Annotated in this window: 17 protein-coding genes; 9 read left to right on the top strand and 8 right to left on the bottom strand. The window is 60.3% G+C overall.

Translation table 11 applies throughout. The annotated features are described in order from the left end of the window. Positions 1-72 precede the first annotated feature (72 nt). The gene (locus Mal15_RS24515) at positions 73-1,188 is read right to left on the bottom strand and encodes an EAL domain-containing protein (RefSeq protein ID WP_147870163.1); all 1,116 of its coding nucleotides are present in this window, start codon (positions 1,186-1,188) and stop codon (positions 73-75) included. Positions 1,189-1,674: 486 nt separating this feature from the next. Between Mal15_RS24515 and Mal15_RS24510 the strand changes: the two genes are divergently transcribed. Together Mal15_RS24510 and Mal15_RS24505 are read left to right on the top strand one after the other, a co-directional pair. Next, positions 1,675-3,000, top strand: coding sequence for an ATP-binding protein (locus Mal15_RS24510; protein ID WP_147870162.1), 1,326 nt, complete (start codon positions 1,675-1,677; stop codon positions 2,998-3,000). A 31-nt stretch (positions 3,001-3,031) separates the two neighbouring features. Further along, on the top strand, positions 3,032-6,274 hold the full coding sequence (locus Mal15_RS24505; RefSeq protein WP_147870161.1) for a protein kinase domain-containing protein: 3,243 nt from the start codon (positions 3,032-3,034) through the stop codon (positions 6,272-6,274). 28 nt (positions 6,275-6,302) lie between these two features. Here Mal15_RS24505 and Mal15_RS24500 read toward each other — a convergent pair whose 3' ends face one another. Further along, entirely contained in the window at positions 6,303-7,160 is an 858-nt protein-coding gene (locus tag Mal15_RS24500; RefSeq protein WP_233903000.1) for a sensor histidine kinase, read from the bottom strand. Positions 7,161-7,321: 161 nt separating this feature from the next. Between Mal15_RS24500 and Mal15_RS24495 the strand changes: the two genes are divergently transcribed. Next, positions 7,322-7,597 (top strand): hypothetical protein, encoded by a 276-nt coding sequence (locus Mal15_RS24495; RefSeq protein ID WP_147870160.1) that lies wholly within the window; start codon positions 7,322-7,324, stop codon positions 7,595-7,597. A gap of 67 nt (positions 7,598-7,664) precedes the next feature. Next, the gene (locus tag Mal15_RS24490) at positions 7,665-8,708 is read left to right on the top strand and encodes a type II secretion system F family protein (protein WP_199773727.1); all 1,044 of its coding nucleotides are present in this window, start codon (positions 7,665-7,667) and stop codon (positions 8,706-8,708) included. Between the two features lie 17 nt (positions 8,709-8,725). On the opposite strand, the gene Mal15_RS24485 is transcribed toward Mal15_RS24490, so the two are convergent. Next, positions 8,726-9,190 (bottom strand): hypothetical protein, encoded by a 465-nt coding sequence (locus tag Mal15_RS24485; RefSeq protein ID WP_147870159.1) that lies wholly within the window; start codon positions 9,188-9,190, stop codon positions 8,726-8,728. A gap of 345 nt (positions 9,191-9,535) precedes the next feature. Here Mal15_RS24485 and Mal15_RS24480 point away from each other — a divergent pair, with 345 nt between their 5' ends. Beyond that, positions 9,536-10,774, top strand: coding sequence for a response regulator (locus Mal15_RS24480; protein WP_167547021.1), 1,239 nt, complete (start codon positions 9,536-9,538; stop codon positions 10,772-10,774). 147 nt (positions 10,775-10,921) lie between these two features. On the opposite strand, the gene Mal15_RS24475 is transcribed toward Mal15_RS24480, so the two are convergent. Together Mal15_RS24475 and Mal15_RS24470 are read right to left on the bottom strand one after the other, a co-directional pair. Continuing rightward, a complete protein-coding gene (locus Mal15_RS24475; RefSeq protein WP_147870157.1) occupies positions 10,922-13,432 on the bottom strand; it encodes a transglutaminase TgpA family protein in 2,511 nt (836 codons plus the stop codon). Beyond that, positions 13,419-14,738, bottom strand: coding sequence for a DUF58 domain-containing protein (locus tag Mal15_RS24470; RefSeq protein ID WP_147870156.1), 1,320 nt, complete (start codon positions 14,736-14,738; stop codon positions 13,419-13,421). Before Mal15_RS24470 ends, Mal15_RS24475 begins: the two co-directional genes overlap by 14 nt. 89 nt (positions 14,739-14,827) lie before the next feature. Here Mal15_RS24470 and lhgO point away from each other — a divergent pair, with 89 nt between their 5' ends. Genes lhgO through Mal15_RS24455 form a run of 3 tightly spaced genes read left to right on the top strand, consistent with a single transcriptional unit; the run spans position 14,828 to position 17,652 of the window. Further along, positions 14,828-16,033, top strand: a complete 1,206-nt coding sequence (lhgO, locus tag Mal15_RS24465) for an L-2-hydroxyglutarate oxidase (protein WP_147870155.1) — start codon at positions 14,828-14,830, stop codon at positions 16,031-16,033. Positions 16,034-16,036: 3 nt separating this feature from the next. Continuing rightward, positions 16,037-16,849, top strand: a complete 813-nt coding sequence (locus Mal15_RS24460) for an ABC transporter ATP-binding protein (protein ID WP_147870154.1) — start codon at positions 16,037-16,039, stop codon at positions 16,847-16,849. Beyond that, positions 16,846-17,652, top strand: a complete 807-nt coding sequence (locus Mal15_RS24455; RefSeq protein ID WP_147870153.1) for an ABC transporter permease — start codon at positions 16,846-16,848, stop codon at positions 17,650-17,652. Before Mal15_RS24460 ends, Mal15_RS24455 begins: the two co-directional genes overlap by 4 nt. Before the next feature lie 110 nt (positions 17,653-17,762). Here the strand turns inward: Mal15_RS24455 and Mal15_RS24450 are convergent, their stop codons facing one another. The 3 genes from Mal15_RS24450 to Mal15_RS24440 all read right to left on the bottom strand — a co-directional run bounded on the left by Mal15_RS24450 (position 17,763) and on the right by Mal15_RS24440 (position 20,918). Next, complete coding sequence (locus Mal15_RS24450; RefSeq protein ID WP_233902999.1) at positions 17,763-18,617, bottom strand: WecB/TagA/CpsF family glycosyltransferase; 855 nt, start codon at positions 18,615-18,617, stop codon at positions 17,763-17,765. Positions 18,618-18,700: 83 nt separating this feature from the next. Continuing rightward, positions 18,701-19,654, bottom strand: a complete 954-nt coding sequence (locus Mal15_RS24445) for a polysaccharide deacetylase family protein (protein WP_147870152.1) — start codon at positions 19,652-19,654, stop codon at positions 18,701-18,703. Between the two features lie 52 nt (positions 19,655-19,706). Beyond that, entirely contained in the window at positions 19,707-20,918 is a 1,212-nt protein-coding gene (locus Mal15_RS24440) for a sugar transferase (RefSeq protein WP_233902998.1), read from the bottom strand. A gap of 366 nt (positions 20,919-21,284) precedes the next feature. Between Mal15_RS24440 and Mal15_RS24435 the strand changes: the two genes are divergently transcribed. Then, positions 21,285-21,986 (top strand): class I SAM-dependent methyltransferase, encoded by a 702-nt coding sequence (locus tag Mal15_RS24435; RefSeq protein WP_261344519.1) that lies wholly within the window; start codon positions 21,285-21,287, stop codon positions 21,984-21,986. Positions 21,987-22,260 lie beyond the last annotated feature (274 nt).

Raw genomic sequence — 22,260 nt, 5'->3', positions numbered from 1 at the left:
GAGCCTCAAGAGTATTTCGTTCCCAGGCTGGAGCCCGGGAACGAGACCATCGTAGGAATGCCGACGAAGGCGCTACAACGGTGTCGGGCGGCCGTAGAAATAGCCTTGCGCGAGATCAAACCCGATCGCTTGACAGGCATCCGCTTCGCTGGACGTCTCGATCCCTTCGGCCAGCGCCTTGATCTCCAGATCGCGGACCATTTGCACGAGCGTTTCGAGCATGCGATGGCGGGGTTCGTCGGCGTGATCGATCGCATGGATCAGCGAAATATCGAATTTGACGTAATCGGGACGTGCTTCGATCAGTTCTGCCAGCCGTGCCTGGCCGGAGCCGAAATCATCGAACGCCAGTTCGATCTCCAGGTCTTTCACGGCGGCGGAAAGTTCACGCATGACCTGACGGTTGGTGACACTGGCCTCGTGGATCTCCAACACCAAATCGGTGTTGCCCGACATCTGGCGGACCTTGACCAGCGAATCGATCAGCTTGCCGGCATCCTCCATTTCCTTGGGATGGGTGTTGACGAACAGATTGGGGCGGGTGGGCAGGTCGCGTCCGACGCGAACACCTTCCCAACGCAACAGCTGACTGAGTTCGACTTCCAGATTCAGCTGGCTGGCGGCGTGAAACATGGCCGCGACCGATTCGAGTCCGAACACGCTGCCGCGTCCCAGGATTTCGTGGCCGACGACGTTTCGGCTTTCAACTTCGACGATCACCTGGAAGTGCGGTCGCACCAGTTTTTCGCTCATCATGCGATCGAACTGCACCAGCGCCAACGCTTCGTCACAGACGTTGCGTGCGATCGTTCCGGCGGATTGTCCGGTCGGCGATTGCCGAAGCACTCGAAAGGGCGCCTCGGCGAAGTGAATCAGGTCTTCTTCATCGACCGTGACTTCACCTTGAATGCGTTCGCCGTTGACATACGTCCCGTTGGTGCTGTTCAGATCGGTCAGCCGCAATTTGCCATCGTGGGGCGACAGGATGGCGTGTCGCCCGCTGACGGTTTTGAAATTCAACTTCAGCGACGACCCCGGTTTTCGACCGATCGTGAACTCCGGCTCGTCGATCGGCAGGTGACGCAGATTGTCCCGAGGTTCAAGAGCCCCGGACAAGAACCAAACGTCGCTCCCAACCACGGTGCTGTGGCAGAGCCGGTCGAGTGCGGAAGTGTCGAGCGAGGTCATGGGGTAATGGGCGGATGAAGGCGTCGGATGAAAGTGGGGCGTGATTGGCCGATCTGCCGATGGACCGAGATCACCCGAGAGACATCGGTTTCAGCAAAACTGTAGGTCGCATTTTCGTCCCCCCCGCTGTTCGGCGTCAGAAATCTTGTTCGGCGGCAGAAATCTTGGGAGGGATCCAATCCCCCGGGCCCCCGGCGGGGGCGATTCGCGAAAAGGGGCCGATGAGCCGTAGTGGACGACGCAAGGAGTCCTCACAACCGGCACTCCGAATGGACTCGTCGCCTCGTCCACTAGCCGAAAACCGAGCTGTGACCGAGCACGAGCCCTCGTTTCGCACGTGACGCGGGTTATTGGTGAGCTAGTTTTCAGTCAACCGTCCTACAGGAAACGCCCCGCGATCCCCCCGCCGGCAAGTTCCTGGAAGACGCCGATGCATCCCCACGCAATTTCGCATCACACTCACCACACTCAATCCGCACATTCGGTATGAACGCCGCAATCCATGAGACCCATGCTGTTGATTCGGGCCTGCTAGGCAGCCTGCTGACCGACGATACGTTTTGGCCGGCCGAGACCCAATCGCTTTCCGAAACCGGGCTGAGCGATTCGTTTGTCGAAGGCCTGATTCTCAAGTCCGTGCTCAGCATCGGCACCATCAGCGGTCGCAGCCTGTCCGAATTCATCGGTCTGCCCTTCAAAGTGACCGATCCGTTGCTCGATTCGATGCGGACCCGCAAGCTGATCGCGCACGTGCGTCCGGCTCCGTTCAACGATTACTATTACTCGTTGACCGAACTCGGCCAGACCCGCGCCGGCAACCAGATGAAACAGTGCAGCTACGTCGGCCCGGCGCCGGTCCCGCTGTCGGATTATGTGCTCAGTGTCGAAGCCCAATCGGCGGGGCTGGAGCCGGTCACGCAAGACCAACTGCGTCAGGCGCTCTCGGAGATCTCCTATCAACAGGACCTGTTGGACTTCATCGGACCGGCGATCAACAGCAACACCGGGTTGTTTCTGTTCGGCGAACCCGGCAACGGAAAAACGACAATCGCCCGCTGTCTGACGCAGTGTCTGGGCCAAGAGATTTGGATTCCGCACGCGATTCTTGATGACGGCAACCTGATCAAACTGCAAGACGACGCGTTTCATCGGCCCGCCCCGGTCCCGGAAACGGCCGCACAAATCCTGAAAGCCCAAGAATGGGATCGGCGCTGGCTTCGCATCCAACGCCCGACGGTGATGGTCGGCGGCGAACTGGTGATGGAGAACCTGGAGGTGCGACACGACGAACGCAGCAACATCTGCGAAGCGCCGTTGCAGATGAAAAGCAATTGCGGTTGTCTGTTGATCGATGACTTCGGTCGTCAACGGATCGCCCCCGAAGAGCTGCTCAACCGCTGGATCGTTCCGTTGGAGAATCGATGCGACTTCCTGACGCTGCCCACCGGCAAGAAAATCCAATTGCCGTTCGAGCAGCTGTTGATCTTTTCGACCAACCTGGATCCGGGCGACCTGGTCGACGAAGCCTTTCTGAGACGCGTTCCCTACAAGATCTTTGTGGGAGATCCGGGGCCGGAAGAATACCGGCAATTGATGAGAACGGTCTCGCGTCAGATGGGATTCCCGGAAACGCCCGAAGCCGCCGAATACATGCTGTCGTACTACCAGACCAAATCACGCAAACCACGGCGCTGTCACCCGCGCGATCTGTTGAAACAGATCGAAGCCTTTTGCCGCTACCGACAGCTGCCCTTGGGCATTCGCCCGGAGTATCTGGAACGCGCCTGCCGAAGCTACTTCAGCGACCTGTAGCGTCCACTTGAGTCACCGAGAGCAACGGAAGATGACGACTGTCAAAACCAAACGGATTCAACCCGGTTATGAACCGATCGAAGGTTACGTCCTGGAAAAACGGATCGGACGCGGCGGGTACGGCGAAGTCTGGCGTGCCAACGCGCCCGGTGGGCTGAAGAAAGCCGTCAAATTCGTGTTCGGACAGCAAGACGAACGACGGGCCGAACAGGAACTCAAATCGCTCGAACGCATCAAAGCGGTCCAGCACCCGTTTATCCTGACGCTCGAGCGGTTCGAACTGATCGAAAACCAGCTGGTCATCGTGACCGAGTTGGCCGACGGATCCCTGGAAGACGTCTTCAAGCAACACCAGGCGCGCGGATCCTGTGGCATCCCTCGCGACATGTTGTTGGGGTACATGAAGGATGCCGCCGACGCGTTGGATTATCTCCACCAGCTCTACAAACTTCAGCACCTGGATATCAAACCGGGAAACCTGCTGATCGTCGGCGGCCGTGTCAAAGTAGCCGACTTCGGATTGCTGAAAGATCTCGGTGACATCGAATGCAGCATGGTCGGCGGGCTGACGCCCATCTATGCGCCGCCGGAAGTCTTTGACGGACGCCCGAGCATGCATAGCGACCAGTACAGTCTGGCCGTGATGTACCAGGAGCTGTTGACCAGCACGCGTCCCTTTAGCGGGCGGACGATCGCCCAGCTGGCCACCCAGCACGTTCACAACGCGCCCAATTTGAAACCCTTGCCGGCCAGCGATCGCCCCTGCGTCGCGCGAGCGCTGGAGAAGTCGCCGGAGCGACGGTTCGCCAGCTGCACCGAATTCGTCGAAAAACTGGTGCGGCCCCACGCCACCGTCGGCGAAGTCGATCACCGCGAGGGAACGACGTCCCAAACGGCGGCGCGCCCGGTGGAGAATCTGCCGCAGCTGGAAGACAGCCTGGGCACGTCCAACGAAATCCATCAAACCCAAGCCCTGGTCGTCGCCCTCGGCGGCACCGGTGCGGACTGCCTGAGTGCGTTGCGGTCGCGAATCTATGACTTTGGCGCCGGGTCGCCGGTCGTTTTGCACAGCGTGCTGATCGACACCAATCCGATGACGACGCAGAGCGCGTTGATGGTCGACAGCACCGACGTCGTGCCGCGTTGCCGGGTCGTCGAAGCCCGGCTGCGAACTCCCAACGAATACCGCAATAGCGGAACCGGGCGATTGAAGACCATCTCGCGGCGTTGGATTTACAACGTGCCGCGAAACGGACAGACCGGGGGCATGCGACCGCTCGGACGACTGGCCTTGGTCGACCACGGCGAACAGGTGATGCAGACGCTGCGTGACGCGGTGGAAGCATTGAACGCCGCCAAAAGCGAAAACGCTCCGCCGAAAATCTATGTCGTCGGATCCTTGACCGGCGGAACCGGTAGCGGCATGTATCTCGACATCGTTTACCTGCTGCGACATCTGCTGGACGAATCCGCGATGGAAAACGAACCGATCCTGTCGTTCTTGACGACCAATCGGTTTCAAGGTGATCCGTCGCGTCCGCTCGCACTGCACGCGACCAAATCCGCGATCAAAGAACTGGCCCATTTTTTGATGCCCGGCAACAGCTATCCCGGAGACGCCGGTGCCGGATGGCCCAGTGTTCCCGCCGCCCGGACACCGTTGCACAACACGTACGTCATCGCACAATCCGATCGGCCCGGCGCCCCGCCGCCGCTGCACTCGGTCATCGACTACCTTTGGGCCGACGCCACCGTGTGCGGCGAATGGTTCGCCAAAGGTCGCCACGAAGACGACGACTCGTCGACCCGGCCGAGCGTCATTCGAACCATGAGTGTGGCTCAGATCGGTGATCCGGAAGACCGACAGCCCAACCTGCTGGCACCCCACGCGGTCAAGTTGCTGCTGCTGCGCTGGTTGGGAAACCCGCGTGATTCGAAAGCCGCTGCCAAAGAATTCTCCGGACGCATCCGCCGTCGCTGCCGATTGGACAGCGACGCGTTGTGCGGCCAGACCGTGCAATGGTTCGGAAACAATCGACAAGACCGCCGCGGCAAGTTGATGGAACGACTGGGCAACCTGGACCCGGCCCTGCTGCAAAAGCCCACCGCCGTCCGATCCCATCTGGTGAAGTGGCTGACCGAGGTGATCGACCTGGATCAAACCGAGGTGCTGGCAGGACAAATCGTCCATCAGATCCAGCGTGAAATCAATTCCCGTCTCCAAGACGGAAAGTCGGACCTTTCATCGACGATCACCGGGCTCGGCGAAATCCGGCAACAGATGACGCAGTTGCAACAGGCCCTGTTGCAGCGTTCCGAGGACGAATTCCAGCGGATCGCCGACAACGGCGACGGCGACCAAGCTGCGCCGGACTGCGAAAACGCCGACTCCCCGCGGGGGCCGATGGCCGCACTGCGAAGTGCCTGTGGCATCGGTGAACAGCTGGTCGAAATCATCGCCTGTCGCGCCGCGGCATCGGTCGCAGCAACACTGATCGACAATCTGGCCGAGATGGCCGAAACCTATGTCGACGCCTCCGCCCGCCTGGCCCAAGCGATCACCCAACTCGCCGACGACGACCGCCAAGCCGTCGATCACTGGTCCACTCTCGCCCCCGAGATCCGCAACGGTCTACCCGACATCGTCGAAAAACTGCATCGCGCCAATGTGGTCGGCCAACTGTTCCGGGTGATCCAAGCCCCGGCGACGATGACGACCGATTTCATCGTCAATGAACTGTCCGTCGCTGCCGCCGGGCTGATCCGCCAGCGGACGGCCACCGCCGACGATTCATCATCAGGCAACGCCACCACACACGATGTGCGCCGTTCACATGGCGCCGATGCCAACACCGCCTCCACCGCGACGACCGACGAACTGCAGATCGGCAACACGACCTGTTTCAACCCCCAAACCGATCCGGTCGCGATGACCCAGACCCACACCTGGTCGACGCCCGACGCCGTACCGAGTCTGACCGCCGAGTCCGCCTTCGAAGCCGTCCGTCCCCCGTTGCTGGAATGTGGCGGCAAGCAACGTGTTTTTCTTGTCTGCCGCGACAAGACCGAACAGCGAACCCTGTTGTCGCAGCTGCCCAAGGACGAAGCACTGTCGCTGACCACCATCCAGGCCAAGGCTTCGATGCCCATGCTGGTTCACGAAGCCCAGGACATCGAGCTTCAGAATGTGTTGTCGTGGCTCGACGCGCTGACCGGCGACGACGGCCGGATCAGCGATCGTCTGGTCACCCGCTGCGATATCAATTGGAGCTAAGCCCAGTGAGGACTAAGCCCAGTGAGGACTAAGCCCTGGGCAGACGAATCGTGAACGCCGTGCCGACACCGACGGTGCTCTCGACGCGGATCTTGCCGCGATGGGCGTCGACGATCTCCTTACACGCGGCCAACCCCAGCCCCGTGCCTCCCTTGCCCGATTCGTCGGGTCCGTTCTTGGTCGAAAAGAACGGATCAAAGATTTGCGGCAGGGTGGCCGCGGGAATCCCGGCCCCGCTATCACGGACGACCAATTCCACCGATTGATTGTCATCGCTGTTGGCCAAGCGGATCAACAACTCGCCGCCTTCACCGATCGCTTGTCGGGCGTTGATCAACAGATTCAACAGCACGCGTTGGATCTGGTTTCCGCTGGCGATCGCCTTGGCCACCCCCGGTTGGATCTCGGTCGTGACCGACACGCGGTACTTGTTCATCTCGCGTTCGAGCAGGACCAGGGTGTCCAGAATGATCGCGCCCAGATCGGTCGGTTCGAAGGACTCGCTGCGATTCCGCGCCTGGGCCAGAATCGTGCCGGTGATTTTCGACGCCCGTTCGGCGGCATCCAGGATTTTGCCGAGTGCCTTGTCGCGTGATTCGTCGTCCCGGTTGCGGATTCCCAATCGGGCGTAATTGATGATCGTCATCAAGACGTTGTTGAATTCATGCGTCGCCGTGCTGGTCAATTCCCCCAGCGCGGCCATCGATTGCGACTGTCGCAGATGGGCTTTCAGATGTTGAATGTACTGCTGTTCGTCGCTCAACGGAGCCGCGGACGGGGCGTTGCAGGGCGCACCGCCGGCCAGCGTGGCGGGGGAGTCATTGGTTCCGCTTGTCGAGCGACTTGCCGTGGCGGCCGGCGTTGGCATTGCGTTGGGTGCGTTCATGATCCCCGGGTGGGTTGGCTGGCAATTGCATCGAGACTGCTTTGATCTATCGTCGCCGAGTGGCGATTTGCTACACCCTGTCCCGGGCCGTAGGCAAAGCTTGCCAGTGCTGGTGACGGCCCTCACAATCGGAAAAGTTTCCGGAGAACGAGATGCCGACCATGCCGAAACACTCCCCCCCGTCTGCCCCGACAGACCCGCCCAACATCGTCCAGAGACTCGCCCAAGCGGTCGGAACCGCGAAAGAAATGGGATTCGAAGTCCGCAAGGTGGTGCTGGACGACCAGATGCCCGGCTGGTGTCAAATCGGATCCAAAAAGATCCTGTTTCTCGACCTGGCCGCTTCCACCAGCGAACAACTGGACCAGATCGACCAGATCGTGGCGTCCTATTGCAACCAACGCCAGCAACGCAGCGAAGGCAGAATCGCGGCCTAGCGACGAGTCCCGCCGTGGACTAGGCTTCCAGGCTCGTCAATTCATGTTGATCATGCGGGCATAGCGAATGTTGTTCAGGCGAATGGGAATAGCGGCGGCGGCCGGGTTCTGTCGGCGAATGGGCATCGGCCTGCGCGCCGGTGCGGATCTGCTGCGTTTGCTCAAGGCCGAGACCAAGTACGGTTCCCCGCGACAACGCGAAGCGGTTTCGCACGTGCTGGAGAGTGTCGAAGCGGGGTTTCAGATCAGCGACGCGATGAAGCAGCGCGCCGCCTTTTTCCCGCGGCTGATGGTTTCGTTGACCCGCGTCGGCGAGAGCACGGGAAAGCTGGAACGCACCTTCAACACCCTCGCCGATCACTTTGATCAACAGGTGGCCCTGCGACGGCTGTTCCTGACTTCGATCGCCTGGCCGGTCATCCAGCTGGGACTCGGGCTGGGCGTGATTTCGATCGTGATCTACCTGATGGGCATCCTGACGCCTTCGACCGGCGGCCAGATGGCCGACATCTTGGGATTCGGGCTCCGCGGCGGCAAAGGCGTGTTGATTTTTTGGGGCTACATCGCCTGTGTCGCCGCGATCCTGTGGTCCCTGTATTTCGCCTATCAAAAGAACCTGGGCGGAGTCCAGAATCTGGTGCCGCTGTTGTACATGGTGCCCAAGTTGGGTCCGTCGCTACAGACGATCACGCTGTCCCGATTCACGCGGACGTTGTCGCTGGCACTCGGCGCGGGTTTGGATCCGATCCGAAGCGTGAAACTCAGCCTGGACAGCACCGACAGTGATTACTACCGTGGCGGCGGGGAACTGTTCGAGTCGGCGATCCGCGACCGAGGCGACACGCTCGCCGGTGGACTGCGCTCAACCGATCTGTTTCCCGAACCCTTTTTGCATCTGGTCGAAGTGGCCGAGATGTCGGGAACCGAGAGCGAATCCATCGATCACTTGGCGGTGGAATACGAAGAACGCGCCAAGATGGCGATGCGGACCCTCTCGGGTGTCGCCACCGGGATCATTTGGATGGCCGTCGCCGGCACGCTGATCTTCTTTATCTTCCGCATGGCGTCGGTCTACCTGGGAGCGATCAACGAGGCGGCGGGATTGAATTGATCAACCGCTGCCTTGAATCAACCACTGCCTTCGGGCCATTCCGACGGGATCAATTGGATGCCGCGACGGCCCCGCGGCTCGGCCACCCGCAGCGAATCGCGGACATAGTCGTGACACTGGATGCACAGGTTGGTCATGTGCAAGTACGTGAACGTCGCGCCCTGGTGGTTCTGTTGCTCGGCCAGCTCTTCGAGTTGATTGCATTGGCGGCGAAACTCAGCGCTAAAGTGCTCGTACACCGAGTCCCGTGCCCGCGGCCACTCGGCGGCTTCGCTGATCAACTTCATCTCTTTCGCGCCACGTGCGATCGCGCGAAAGTCTTTGCGGAGCAGGCCTTCCAAGACATGCTGCGAACGTTTCAATTTCGAACGCATCAGCATGCCTTCGGATTGTTCGATCGGCTGAACGACCGGATCGGCCCAAGTGATCATGGTGACCGGCAAGGTCAGCAAGACACCGAGCAAGACGAGTTTGAATCTCATTTGGAAACCTGGTGCTGAAGCGCATCGGATCAAACCATCGCGTCGTTCGCGATCGTCCGCAACGTTTTCTCAGTAGCAGAATCCCCGGACACGGAAAACGGCAACCCACTGCACGAATCGGATTTCAGCCAAAATCCGCGGTCGGTGTGCGTCGACGCACGTTGGCGACAACGGACACGCCAACGGGGCGGGTATTCCCTCAACCGATTGGCTTTCCCGCGTCCGCTGTGAACCGCGTGTTAGCGTTCCCATGAGGAGAAGGTCGCCGGATGAACTGCCGGGGGGTCTTCTGTGTACCCGATACGTTGCGGATCGCGTCGATTCGCATTACCAGGAGCCGGCAGGGTGACCGTCTTATTCGTCGATGATGAACCGCAAGCGTTGCGTCAGCTGGAACGGCAGCTGATCGCGGAAGATGTCGATTGGGAATGCGATTTTGCGACCAGCGGCGAAGAAGCGATCGAGATGATGGCCGCGTCGAAATTCGATGCCGTCGTCACCGACATGCGAATGCCGGGCATGGACGGTGCCGCGTTGCTGAACTACGTCAGCAAGAACCATCCCAACATGGTTCGGATCGTGTTATCGAAACCGTCCGATCGCGATGCGGTGCTGCGATCGATCGTGTCGATGCACCAGTTTCTGCCCAAACCCTGCGACGCGACCGAGCTGCGAACGACGATCGACCGCGCCTGCGCGCTTCGGGATGTCCTGGTTTCCGATTCGTTACAGCGTTTGGTCGGCGGCCTTTCCCGGTTGCCGAGTGTTCCGTCGGTGTATCGCGAGCTGACAAACGAACTGCGCAACGAAGACGCGTCGATTTCCTCGATCGGCAAGATTGTCGCCAAAGACGCCGTGATGACGGCCAAGGTGTTGCAGCTGGTCAACTCGGCGATCTTCTGTCTAAGTCATCACATTTCCGATCCGGTCAAAGCCGTTTCGTTGCTGGGCGCATCAACGCTCAAGTCACTCGTCCTGGCGATCGGCATCTTCCAAGAATTCGAAGCCTTGGGTGTCAACGGGTTCTCCGCCGACGTGTTGATGCAACACTGCCTGCGCGTTTCCCGGATGACCAAGCTGATCGGCCAGCGGGAACGCTTGGATTCACAGGCGGTCGAAGACGCCATCACTGCGGCCACGCTTCACGATATCGGCAAACTGGTCCTGCATTCGATCGACCCCAAGACCTGCGCCCAGGCCGCGTTGAAAGCCGAAATCGACGACATCCCCTTGTGGCAGGCCGAGCGCCAGATCTTCGGCGCCGACCACGCCGCCATCGGGGCCTATTTGCTAAGCGTTTGGGGGCTGCCCCAGACGATCATCGAAATCGTCGCCTTGCATCACACGCCGACCAAAGCGTTCGAGATTTCGTTCTCCCCACTGACCGCCGTGGTCGCATCAAACTACCTCAGTCGGTGCGGCAACCAATTGCCATTGCCGTCGCCTGAAGACGAACTCGTCCGCTATTTCGAAATGGTGGTCTGCGGCGAAAAACTGGAATCGTGGCACAACCTCTGCTCCGGCGTGACCAAGCGGAACAACGCCAATGCCAAAGCACCGCTCCCGCAAGACGTCAGCCTGTAAGGCTCCGCCCGGTGTAGCAAACTCGTGCTCTGTCAGCGTGAAATTTCGGGTAAATGGTAGTGGACGACGCGAGGAGTCCTCGCAGTTGGCAATCCGAAGGGACTCGTCGCCTCGTCCACTACCGGAAAATCAAGCTGCGGCAGAATACTAGCCGTCTCGGGCTTGAATCTGCGTTTCAACATCCGCCGTCAACTCGGACAGAGCGTCCTGCAAATGCCGCTCTCGGCCGATCTCGCTTTGTCCGTAACGGCAACGTTCAAAGGCATCGGTCAGCAATCGCAATGGCGGGAAACGTTGGCCCACGCGCTGCAACAATTCGCTCGGGGTTTCGTCCGCTCGGCGTGTGATTCCGACGCGTCGCAGTTGATTCAGCGTTTCGGCGTAAAAGTGCAATTGTGGCTGTCCCACCGGCACGTCGGCCGGAGACCGTTCACGCCGCCGCAGACTCAGCCGCGTCAACCGCATCCACAAAGCGATGGCAACCATCGCCGCCGCGACGGCGAGCAACCAACGGCCGATCGATCGCATCGGCAATTGAACCTGGCCCGCCTCCAGACGCCCGTCACGGATCTGCGCGAGCTTTCCCCGCATGGAATTCCACATGCGTTGATACGAACTTTGCACGTCGCGCAACCCCGTCACTTGCACCAGATCGTCACTCTGACGCTCCGCATCCATCTCGACGACATAGTCTTCCCAGACGTTGTTGGCCAGATTCAACAGCCCATCGACGCCCTCCGGGTTGCCGTCATCGAGCGCGCTTTCGGCAGGCGTCGGATCCAGTCGCATCCAATAGCGATCCGACGGTCGCTGACCGGCCAAATCGGTGTCGGGCGGAATCTGATCTCGCTCAATCAACGCTTCGACCCACGCATGGGCGTGCAATTGTCGGGCGATGTAGTACTTGCCGATCGCGTTGTACTCTTCGGTTCGGTAGCCGACGACGACGCGACAGGGGATGCCGACGCTTCGCAACATCAATGCCAGCGCCGAAGCAAAGTATTGACAGTGGCCGCGACGATCGACCGACAGAAACTGTTCGACCGGATCGACATCGGGGATCGGTGTGGCATTTAGGTTCAACGTGTAGGCAAACGCGGGGTCGGTTTTCAAATACTGTTCCATCGCCACCGCGGCACCGGAAAGATTGACGTCCCCGGCGGAGGAATCCTCCAGGATTTGAGTGGCCAATCGGGCCGCCGTCGGCACGCTGTCGCGATCGACCCGCAACAAATCGCTGACATAGTCTTGTCGCGGTCGCCGCGTCCGGCGTCCGAAGCGGCGTTCCCACGTCAACTCGTACGGCGTCAGCATTCGTTCCGCTTCACTCGCCCGAGCGATCCATCGCGTCTGCACGCCGTCACGAAATGCATGGGTGCCGAATTCGTAGGTTAAACGTGGAAACGGCGGTTCGGATGCTTCGCGGGCGAGCGTCCAGCGGTCGATCGCATGAACGACGTCCAACACTTCACCGACCTGATGAAACGGCGCGATGGCAAACAGCGCCGGTCGACTCATCGCTTCACAGGTGACTTTTGCATGAACGCGATCAAATCGGGCCTGCTCGGATGGCTCACGGGAGCGATACGGCGGAGGCATCCGGCCACGACGGCTGATCGAACCCTGGTCGGTCGCCACCCACTTCGCGATCGGGCGGTTCGACGAATAATCCACCTGATACGTTTCCAGCACTTTCCCGCGCAGATACAAGCTGTCATTGACCAGGTAGGGCTGGCCGGTCGTCTGGTCCGTCAACTTGACCCTCACCGCCGGATCCGAGTTCTGCATCACTTGGCCGAGTTGTTCCATCCGGATTTCGTCATCAAATCCGACCATCGCAGGACCGCCGAGGGCCGATCGTGACGGCTGGACGCGTCTGGGCAAGACAAAGAAAAACGCAGCTGCGATCAGGAACACGGACGGCGACAACACGACCAGGGCGTAACGGGACCAGGGCCCGGCCGCCCAATGAATCGAGATCACCGACTCCGGCGATGACGTCGCAACGAACTCGTTGCGTGGCGGAAGGTCTTCCCGCGCCCCGATCACGAACTGAATCAAACGCCCCAGTCGCGTTTTCGGCGGCGGGACGACCGGGTGGTCCAATGTCACGTCGATGCTTTCCATCAACGTCACCAGCCCCAACAAGCTGAGCGCGCTTCCGCCGACAAGGGCGATCGGAATCATCCACAGCCCAAAGCCGATCGCGTCATTGAAAATCGCAGCGACCACCAACTCCAACAAACAAAACACCGCCAATTGCTCCAGAATCCGCCGCGACTTGCGCTGCATCATCAACACGCCTTGAACCAACACCAACAACAGTGCGACAGACACCATCTGTGGTTCGCCACGCTGCTGCAGCCCCCAAAAATCCTGAACGCAATAGCCCGCCGCGCCGGCCATGGCCAGATAGGCTCCGATCGGCGGCAATTCAAACACTCGCAACCAATCGACGAAGACGAATCCGAAGACGGCGGCGAACACGGCCAACAGCGCGATGCCGTCGATGCCTTGGCCGCTGGCCAGCACCAACCCGCCGGCGGCCGACAACAACGCAAACTGAAACGCCAAACGTGTCCGCACGGTCGGCACCGCAAGCAACTCGCGTCGCATCGAGTCGGAAAGCTCCGTGCGACTCCCGCTAACCATCGACATTCGCCGCCTCCCGTGTCACGCCGGACTTGAGGTGGCCGCCATCGTCGATGGACAAGTAACGCGCAACCGCCGGAGAGTCCACATTGATCCAAGCCAGCCGAGAGCGTTGATCGAAATAACGCCACACCGACAACGCCTTCTCACGTGCCGGATCGGCGGATCGGCGTTGCGTGACGTCGCTGAATCGTCGCTGGCTGACCACGACCAAATCGTAGGGGAATAGCTGCGACGCTTGCTGGGCAACGGCCCGGGCCAGCGGATCGTTCCGTGAATCATCCAGGCGGACCGGTTTTGCGATCGCCAAACGTTCCAACAGCGGCGTGACGTCCGCCCTGGCCGACGTGTACACGCCGCAGTGACTGGATGAACCCAAGGCGTGCGCATCGGCGACCAACAGTGCCATGGAACTGGTCGTGCATGCCAATTCGCTGATCATCGTCGCGGCCGCTTCCAGGACCCGTTCTTCACCGCCACGTGTGCTTTCGTTGTCGACCACGTCGACGATGAAACAGAGTTGATGCCGGTTGCGTTGTTCAAATTGCCGCACCGCCGGCGCACCGATCCGCGCCGTCGTCCGCCAGTGAATGTGCTTGACGTGATCTCCCGATTGCCAGGGCCGCAACCCAAAGAACTCGCCGTCATCGTTGCTTCCGCCGCTGGACCGATGACCGTCACCACCGCGTCGTGGTGGCAGCATCGCCGTCCATCCGCGACGCAAGGTCAGCAACCGCGGGTAAACCCACAATGACTCGGACGTCTCCGGGCCCAGTCGTTCGCAATTCATCAAACCGAACGGAAAGGTCGTGGAGACGACGACCGGCCCCAATCGATAGCGGCCGCGGCGGTGGAACCGACAGATGACCGACGTGCTGCGGGTTTGACCGGGCGGGACATGCCCCAGACTAGCGACCAACGTGGCGATCACCGCGCCGGGATGTTTCTCGTCGAGCGGGCCCGTCGCTGCACGGGTGTCGCCAGCATCAGCGGCAATCAACGGGTCTTCGATCCGCAAGCACCACAACGGGCTCCATCTGCCGGAATTCCGCACGTCATAGCGCATTGTCGCCGGCGTACCGGCAAACACTCCGCTGCCCCCGTGGCGACGAAGATCGGCTCGCAAAATCGCATGGCGTCCGCTGCGCCACTGCAGCAGCACCACGCTGATCAACAATCCCGCCAGCACCAACAGCAGATTGAACCCCCGCAGTGCCCCGCCGATCATCGCGAACAACGCGACAAACAGCACATGGAATCCCAATCGCGTGATGCGGTAACGAAACAGCGGTTTGGGTCGACGTGTCGCCATCAGGCCTGTTGGAGCAGAGGTTTTTCGAAGGCTATAGTATCACGACCTGTCGATCGACGACCACTCCCAGCCATCGCAACGCCCCCCGAATGTCCTCCAGCGCTGATCCAATCGACTTCATCGTGATCGGCGCCGGGATCGTGGGGCTGGCCACCGCCCGACGTCTGCTGCAGCGATTTCCGGATTGCTCGGTCCTGGTCGTCGAATCGGAATCCGACGTCGCTGCACATCAAAGCGGCCACAATTCCGGTGTTCTGCATTCGGGGATCTACTACAAACCCGGATCGATCCGCGCGAGCACGTGTCGCACCGGCAAAGCGGCGATGGAAGCTTTTTGCGACGAGCACCAGATTCCCTGGGATCGCTGTGGAAAAGTCATCGTCGCGACCGATCAGGACGAACTGCAATCGATGGAAGGGATTGCCGCACGGGGCCGCGAGAATGACGTCGCGTTGGAGCGTCTTGATAGCGACCAACTGAGAGAATTGGAGCCCAACGCGGCGGGGATCGCCGCCCTGCACGTGCCCGAAACGGGCATCGTGGACTTTCGCGTGGTGTGCCGAAAACTGGCCGAGTGCATCCGCCGATCCGCTGGCCGGATCGTTTTCGAGACCCGCATCGTTTCGATCGATGCAACGCCCCGCTCGATTCGGCTGACCGCCGCCGACGGCCAGGTGTTTGAAGCGGCCATGATGGTCAATTGCGGCGGATTGCAATGTGACCGCATCGCCGCCATGGCCGGTGTCTCGCCGGAGATTCGAATCGTCCCGTTTCGCGGCGAGTACTACGAACTGGCACCCGGCCGCGAGACCCTGGTGCGAAACCTGATCTATCCCGTCCCGGATCCGTCCTTTCCCTTTTTGGGGGTGCACTTCACGCGGATGATCGGCGGAGGTGTTGAATGTGGGCCCAACGCCGTGCTGGCGCTTGCCCGAGAAGGTTACGATTGGAAAACGCTCCGCTGGAAAGACCTGTCACAGACACTCGGTTTTGGCGGCTTCCGAAAACTGGCGCTGCGACATTGGAAAACAGGGCTGGGGGAAGTGCATCGCTCGCTCAGCAAAGCGGCCTTCGTCGCCGCACTGCAAAAGCTGATGCCTTGTTTGACGGCATCCGACCTGGTTCGGGGACGTGCCGGAGTTCGCGCCCAAGCGGTCGCGCCCGACGGACAGTTGGTCGACGACTTTTTATTCCAACGCAGCGACGCCGCCGTACACGTTTTAAACGCGCCGTCACCGGCCGCGACGGCATCGTTGGCGATCGCGCAAACCATCGTTGACCAGGTCGAGCGTTGAAACGTGAACGAGCTTGCCCCTGACGACCGACCCGCCGCCGCCTCCATTCATTGCCGAGCCGTCACGGTCCAGTTCGCCCCGCAAGCGATCGCCGTCGATCGCGTCGATTTGAACGTGCGTAGCGGGGAAATCATCGCATTGATCGGACCAAGCGGATGTGGAAAAACGACGCTGCTGCGTGCGATCGCCGGACTGCAAACGATGACCGGCGGCACGGTCGAACTCGAACCGGTCGCCATCGCCGGGGAAGGACAGATCGGATTCGTCTTTCAACAACCGGGGCTGTTGCCCTGGGCAACGACGTTGCAAAACGTCCTGCTGCCGATGGAGTTGATCGGACGTGGGACCCGACAACAACGTCGGCTTGCCGCCCAGGCATCCCTGGCGTCGGTTCAACTGGCCGATGCCCAATTCAAACGGCCACACGAACTGTCCGGCGGGATGCAGATGCGGGCGTCGATCGCTCGGGCACTGGTCACCCATCCCAGCGTGTTGTTGCTGGACGAACCCTTTGCCGCGTTGGACGACATGTTGCGCAACGATTTGGGCCGGCTGCTGCTTTCGCTTTGGCAGCGACAACGATTCACCGCCGTGATGGTCACCCACAACATCAGCGAATCGATCCTGCTTTCACACCGTATCGCCGTGATGCGCGAGGGGGTCTTGGAAACAGTGGTCGACAATCCCCTGGCGTGGCCACGCGATCCGGCGATGATGAGAACACCGCAGTTCGCAGAGTTTTTTGGCGTCGTCAGCGACTTGCTTCGCGGTGCGGCCGATTCCACGCAGCCCGGAAACCGCGGCGGTGCGTCATGAGCGGCCCCCATTCACGCTCACTGGCAATCCGTGCCTCTGATGCGGCACGGCACTGGGGACCAGCCGTCATCGTCGCCCTGGTCGCCCTGGCGACGTGGCATCTGATCGCTTGGGGGTTCAAGATGCCATCGGCGTTGCTGCCCAAACCGGCCGAGGTTTGGAAGGCGGCGATGGAGCACCGGATCGAATTGTTGAAGGCCTTGTACGCGACCGGATTGGCTGCCGCGGCAGGGTTGCTTGCCGCGATCGGATTGGGATCAATGATCAGCGTTGGGTTTTCACAATCGCGGCGTGTCCGCTTGGCATTCTTTCCTTACGTGATCTTTTTGCAAACCGTTCCCATCGTCGCGATCGCACCGTTGTTGATCATCTGGAGCGGCTACCAGTTTCGCACGGTGGTCATCGTGACCGTCATCGTCTGTCTGTTCCCGATCGTCAACAGCGTGACCGCAGGCCTGATGGCGATCGACCGGCAATGGTCTGACCTGTTCGCTCTGTACGGGGCCGGGCGATCCCAAAAGCTGGCACGGCTTCAAATACCTGCCGCGGTGCCCTACCTGATCCTGGGCGCGAAAACCAGCAGCGGACTGGCGGTGATCGGAGCGATCGTCGCCGAGTTCTTCGTCGGCAACGGCACCGATTATGACGGCTTGGGCACATTGATGACCCACTGGCAAGGCTTCGTCAAAACCGATGCCCTGATCGCCGCGGTCTTCACGTCAACGCTGCTGGGACTGTTTCTGTTCGGGCTGGTTCACCTGGTCTCACGCACCCTGCTGCGCCGCTGGATCGACGTGGGATAAACGGATGTCTCGCTCCCAGGAACCGCCTGGGCTGCGCAAAATCGTTTGATTTGTTCGCGTTTTCGTTCGTCGGATTTTGGCGTTTTGGATTCCGCTAAACTCTCTTGAAATCAACCGAACAACAGCTCGCGTTGCGGCGGTCGGCCTTGCTCTTGTTGCCGATGCATCAAGCCGAGTTTTTGAAAGGCCAATCGCGTTACGAACGCGGGGTTGGTCGTCAGGTAGCGTTTGGCCAACCGTCTCGGTTCGTGTGCCATTCGAAACAGCCATTCCAGTCCATGGCGTTGCATCCAAGGCGGCGCCTGGGCCAACATGCCGGCGTGAAAGGCAAACGCGGCACCGACGGCTATCAAGGGCATGTTCAATCGAGATCGCATTTCATAGGCGAACACCTCCTGTCGGGGACATCCCAGTCCGACGAAACAGATCCCGGCACCGCTGGAGTTGATTTCATCGGCCAACGCGTCGCGCTCTGCAGGTGACAACGTGCGAAATCGGCTCGGACGCACACCGGCGATCTGCAACGCCGGAAACTGGTCCTGCAACGAATCGGCAAACCGGGTCAACACCTCGTCGGTCGACCCGAACAGGAACACCCCCACCGCTTGCTGTGCGGCGGCGCGGCAAAGCATCAGCGTCAAATCGGGGCCGTACACGCGATCGGTCAAACCACAACCGTGCAACAGATTCAACGCCCAGCGAACGGGTTGACCGTCGGGGCAAACCAGATCGAATTGATTCAGACGATACCGGTGCTCCGGATCACCAACGCCGGTCATTACACCGTGAACGGCGAGCGCCGTGACCGACATCGGCTGCCGCCCAACTGCGGCACCGATCACTTTGTCGATCGCCGCCTCGTAATCGATCGCGTCGACCCCGATGCCAAGCACGTTGTGTTTTCCCAGATCGATCACAATGTTTTTGGGTAGAGCGTCAGAAAGGGTGTTAGACAGGAATGGCACGGGCTTGGTGAGCCGACGGCGCTAGCGGCGGGCCTTGATACGCCTTTTACACGGCGGTAGGGCCCGAGGCTAGCGCCTACGGCTCAGCGTATTGACCTAAGCAACCTTAGCTGATCGATCATGGTTTGAACGTGGAAAGTTCGGGCGTAAAGCCGAAGTGCCCAGCGGACGAGTTCAAGCTTGTCGGCGCGTGGCAGTTTCATGCCCGGAAAATAGGCCATGTCCGCATCGTCTTCGCGGCCCAAAACGTCAGGCGGATGCAGCAGCAACGAGGGTGTCGTGCCGGTCCAGCGGCAAAGCCGAAACGCGTTGCTCAAGTAGGTCCGGGCCGCAAGTTTTGAGACGCTGGCCAAAAATGTGAAGTAGCTGAAATGGATCGGGGTGCGAATCAGCGGCATCACCGTCACCGGGATTTCCCAGAGCTGGCCGGCATCGATTCGGCGGCGGAAGGGCCGATTCGGATTGCGCATCGCCGCGAAGCCTCCGTAAAGCTTCTTGGCCCGCTCTTTTTGTTCGCCCTTAAGTTTGGTGCGGGCCAGAAAGACGGCGCGGGCGATCGGTGCAACGGAGGTGGGAAAAATGGAGGCGTCGTAGGCATAATCCAATTTCGCCAAAACACGCAGAACTTCATCGGGGCATGAAAACCCCGGGCCGCGAAACCCACGCGGATAAAATCCCAATGCCGACACCATCGCGTCGTGCGTCAACGAGATCTCATCATAGATCTCCTGATCCTCCATCGTGTGCATCCAAGGCAGGTGATTCATCGAGTGGTTGGCGTACTCGACCTCCTTGAGCGACCGAAACGATTCGATGGCTTGGACGTCCGAATCGCGGCGCAAATCTCGGCCGACGACGAACACGGTCAGCGGCAGATCCAGTTCCCCCAAAAGATCGACCATTCGCTCGGCCGCAATCGGCAGGTAGCTGGATGCCGATTCCCAATCCCGACGGCCGGCGGCGCGAAGGTAGGCCCACTTGTTGTCAAAGTCGACCGACAGACTTGCCGGTGGCTTACACGCGGTCTCAACCGACATGTTCAAACCTGAGCTTTCGTGTGCGATGGTCAGCGTCGCGCTCACGTTCGGTTTACTCACCACCGCGTCCGGTCAACGGCACCAATGCGGTTCGGGCGATCAGATGCAAATCCCGCCAGAGGTCGTTGCGGTCGACGTACTGTAAATCCATCCGCATCCAGTCGTCGAACGTTTCTGCGGCCGACTTGTTGACTTGCCAGTAGCACGTCATCCCCGGCGGCACATCCAATCGACGGCGTTGCCAATGATTGCAGGCGCGACTTTCGTGCCACGGCAACGGTCGTGGTCCGACCAGCGACATGTCACCGCGCAGCACGTTGATGAATTGGGGCAACTCGTCGATACAGGTCCGCCGCAAGAAATGTCCGATCGGCGTGACGCGGGGATCGTGCTTGATTTTAAAAGCCGGACCGTCCCGATGACTTTTTTCGCGGAGGGCGGACTGTCGACTCTCGGCGTCCAGGACCATGGTCCGCATCTTGTAGATCGTGAACGGTTTGCCGTGCATCCCCTCACGTGTCTGTTTAAAGAATGCCGGCCCGGGGCTGGTCAGCTTGACCGCCATCGCGGCGACCACCAACAGTGGGCTGACCAAGACCAATCCGACCGATGCGCCGACGATGTCGATAGCACGTTTGATGAAACGTCGCTCCAGCGACCGATTGGGCAACGGATCATCATGGGTCACCAAGGCATCCGCCGCTACGGTTTGCATCATCGCCCCGCCGGATCCCGACTTGATCGCTTGCGATCGTACCGCCGGCGAAGGTGATTGGACCGCCAAAGCCGTTGACTCGTTTGCCCCGTGGTCGACGCGCAACCAAGTGGATTCCGACTTGTCATCCCTCCGTCGCTTGTCCGCCCCCGTGGGAAGATCGCGATCCTGGTCCGGGTCAAAACCTTCGGGGTCATGGACACGCAGCGACAACGTGGCGTTGATGTTCCGCGTTTCGCAGAGACCGGAAAGTCGATCCAGCACGGCACGTCCGCCCATCTCCGGAGTATCGACCAGCAACACGCCGAACCGATTGTTCCCTAAGTCCGCTTTCTGATCGGTCAAGCGAATGTTGCGGTGCAGGATGCGGATCAAGTCGCCGCGACGCGACGCGAGTTTGCGACCGCCGGCCACTTTGATCGTGACAATACAAAACGGGATCGACCGGCGACTTGCTCGGATCCGCTCACGCGTTACCTCACGATTGAACTCCGTCTTCGTCAACAACAGCGAATCGCCATCTCGGAGAACCGAGCGTCGAAACGACATGCGATTGATCAGGGCGCCTAGCACGGTGGATTCCACACTCGTATTTCACGGCCACCATCCATGCACCGCGTGTATTCTGCAAGTTAGGTCATCGGCGCTCGCCATCCTGCGTCGCCTCGGTCAATGTCCTGCGTTCCGGTCAATCACCTGATCCAAATTCTCAATTGGAACCAAGCAATAGGCTAGTTATCCGGTCAATTCGGTCTAGGCGGATTTCTGCCAAGCATATTTGTAGTAAACCAACCGGCGAAAGTGGTAACTGTTACTCCGATTTTTACGGTTGGGTTTGTTCTGTAACCTTAGACAACGCGAAATGCGCACACGAACACCTACCACTTTCCCCGTTGCTTCAAGAAGAGTGTCACTTTGAACACGCCCCAGCCGCCCCACGCGTCCGTTTTGCCACGCACCCTCGAGCCGGAGCCGATGGACGATGCCACGGAGGTCCAGGAGTATCAACAAATGGACCACCAGGGTGTGAATTCAGCGTTTGTCGACGACTTGATCGCCGGTGGGACTGTCGGACCACGAGTGATCGACCTGGGCTGTGGCACGGCGCTGATTCCCATTTTGCTGTGCCAAAAACAGAGCGACGTCGAAGTCGTGGGCGTCGACAGTTCGGTCGAAATGCTGGAAGCGGCGCGGATCGAGATCGAATTGGGATCGGTGACCGGCCGGGTCCATCTGGAACACGCCGATTGCAAGGTGCTCGAAGGGTTCCAGGACGCCGCGGCCAACACCGTGATCTCCAACACGATGTTGCATCACGTGGCCGAACCGGCGCGGGTGGTCGCCCAAGCGTTTCGTGTGCTCGCCCCAGGTGGTCGCCTGTTTCTGCGCGACCTGGTTCGACCGGCGACCGAGGCCGAGGTTGAGGCATTGGTCACGCTGCATGCCGAGGGCGAGACGGATTACGCGCGCCAGTTGCTCCGCCAATCGCTTCACGCCGCTCTAACCGTCGCTGAAATTGCAGACATCGCAGCCGGACACGACATTCCGGCCGAGGCGATCCGCATGACCAGCGACCGTCATTGGACACTCGACTGGATCAAGCCCGATGCCATTTAATTTATGAGCCGACGGCGCTAGCCGCGGGCCGTGGATTGCCCTTTGAGACTTGTAAGGCCCGAGGCTAGCGCCGACGGCTCATTTTGTGATCGAAAGGCCCAGGCGGAGCTAGGGTAAATGGCTCGTTCACTGGCGGAACCTGGAAACCAAGCCAGATACCGCGCGACCTCGGCCCGAGTGGATGAATTTCGAACTCGATGCCCCCCGAAGAGACGACCCCAATCTTCCGGTGGAGCCAGCGCCGCACCCGTTCGCTAGCGGGGATCGACGGGTG

It is taken from the genome of Stieleria maiorica, assembly GCF_008035925.1.
Lineage (GTDB): Bacteria > Planctomycetota > Planctomycetia > Pirellulales > Pirellulaceae > Stieleria > Stieleria maiorica.
Note: the sequence above shows the minus strand (reverse complement) of the source record. Positions and strands in the feature narration are given on the sequence as shown.

Coding starts and splice junctions, on each gene's coding strand:
- Mal15_RS24490 (WP_199773727.1), top strand. CDS start 7,665: ATGTTGTTCAGGCGAATGGGAATAGCGGCGGCGGCCGGGTTCTGTCGG.
- Mal15_RS24510 (WP_147870162.1), top strand. CDS start 1,675: ATGAACGCCGCAATCCATGAGACCCATGCTGTTGATTCGGGCCTGCTA.
- Mal15_RS24445 (WP_147870152.1), bottom strand. CDS start 19,654: ATGTCGGTTGAGACCGCGTGTAAGCCACCGGCAAGTCTGTCGGTCGAC.
- Mal15_RS24470 (WP_147870156.1), bottom strand. CDS start 14,738: ATGGCGACACGTCGACCCAAACCGCTGTTTCGTTACCGCATCACGCGA.
- Mal15_RS24500 (WP_233903000.1), bottom strand. CDS start 7,160: ATGAACGCACCCAACGCAATGCCAACGCCGGCCGCCACGGCAAGTCGC.
- Mal15_RS24485 (WP_147870159.1), bottom strand. CDS start 9,190: ATGAGATTCAAACTCGTCTTGCTCGGTGTCTTGCTGACCTTGCCGGTC.
- Mal15_RS24515 (WP_147870163.1), bottom strand. CDS start 1,188: ATGACCTCGCTCGACACTTCCGCACTCGACCGGCTCTGCCACAGCACC.
- Mal15_RS24475 (WP_147870157.1), bottom strand. CDS start 13,432: ATGTCGATGGTTAGCGGGAGTCGCACGGAGCTTTCCGACTCGATGCGA.
- Mal15_RS24455 (WP_147870153.1), top strand. CDS start 16,846: ATGAGCGGCCCCCATTCACGCTCACTGGCAATCCGTGCCTCTGATGCG.
- lhgO (WP_147870155.1), top strand. CDS start 14,828: ATGTCCTCCAGCGCTGATCCAATCGACTTCATCGTGATCGGCGCCGGG.
- Mal15_RS24495 (WP_147870160.1), top strand. CDS start 7,322: ATGCCGAAACACTCCCCCCCGTCTGCCCCGACAGACCCGCCCAACATC.
- Mal15_RS24440 (WP_233902998.1), bottom strand. CDS start 20,918: ATGTCGTTTCGACGCTCGGTTCTCCGAGATGGCGATTCGCTGTTGTTG.
- Mal15_RS24505 (WP_147870161.1), top strand. CDS start 3,032: ATGACGACTGTCAAAACCAAACGGATTCAACCCGGTTATGAACCGATC.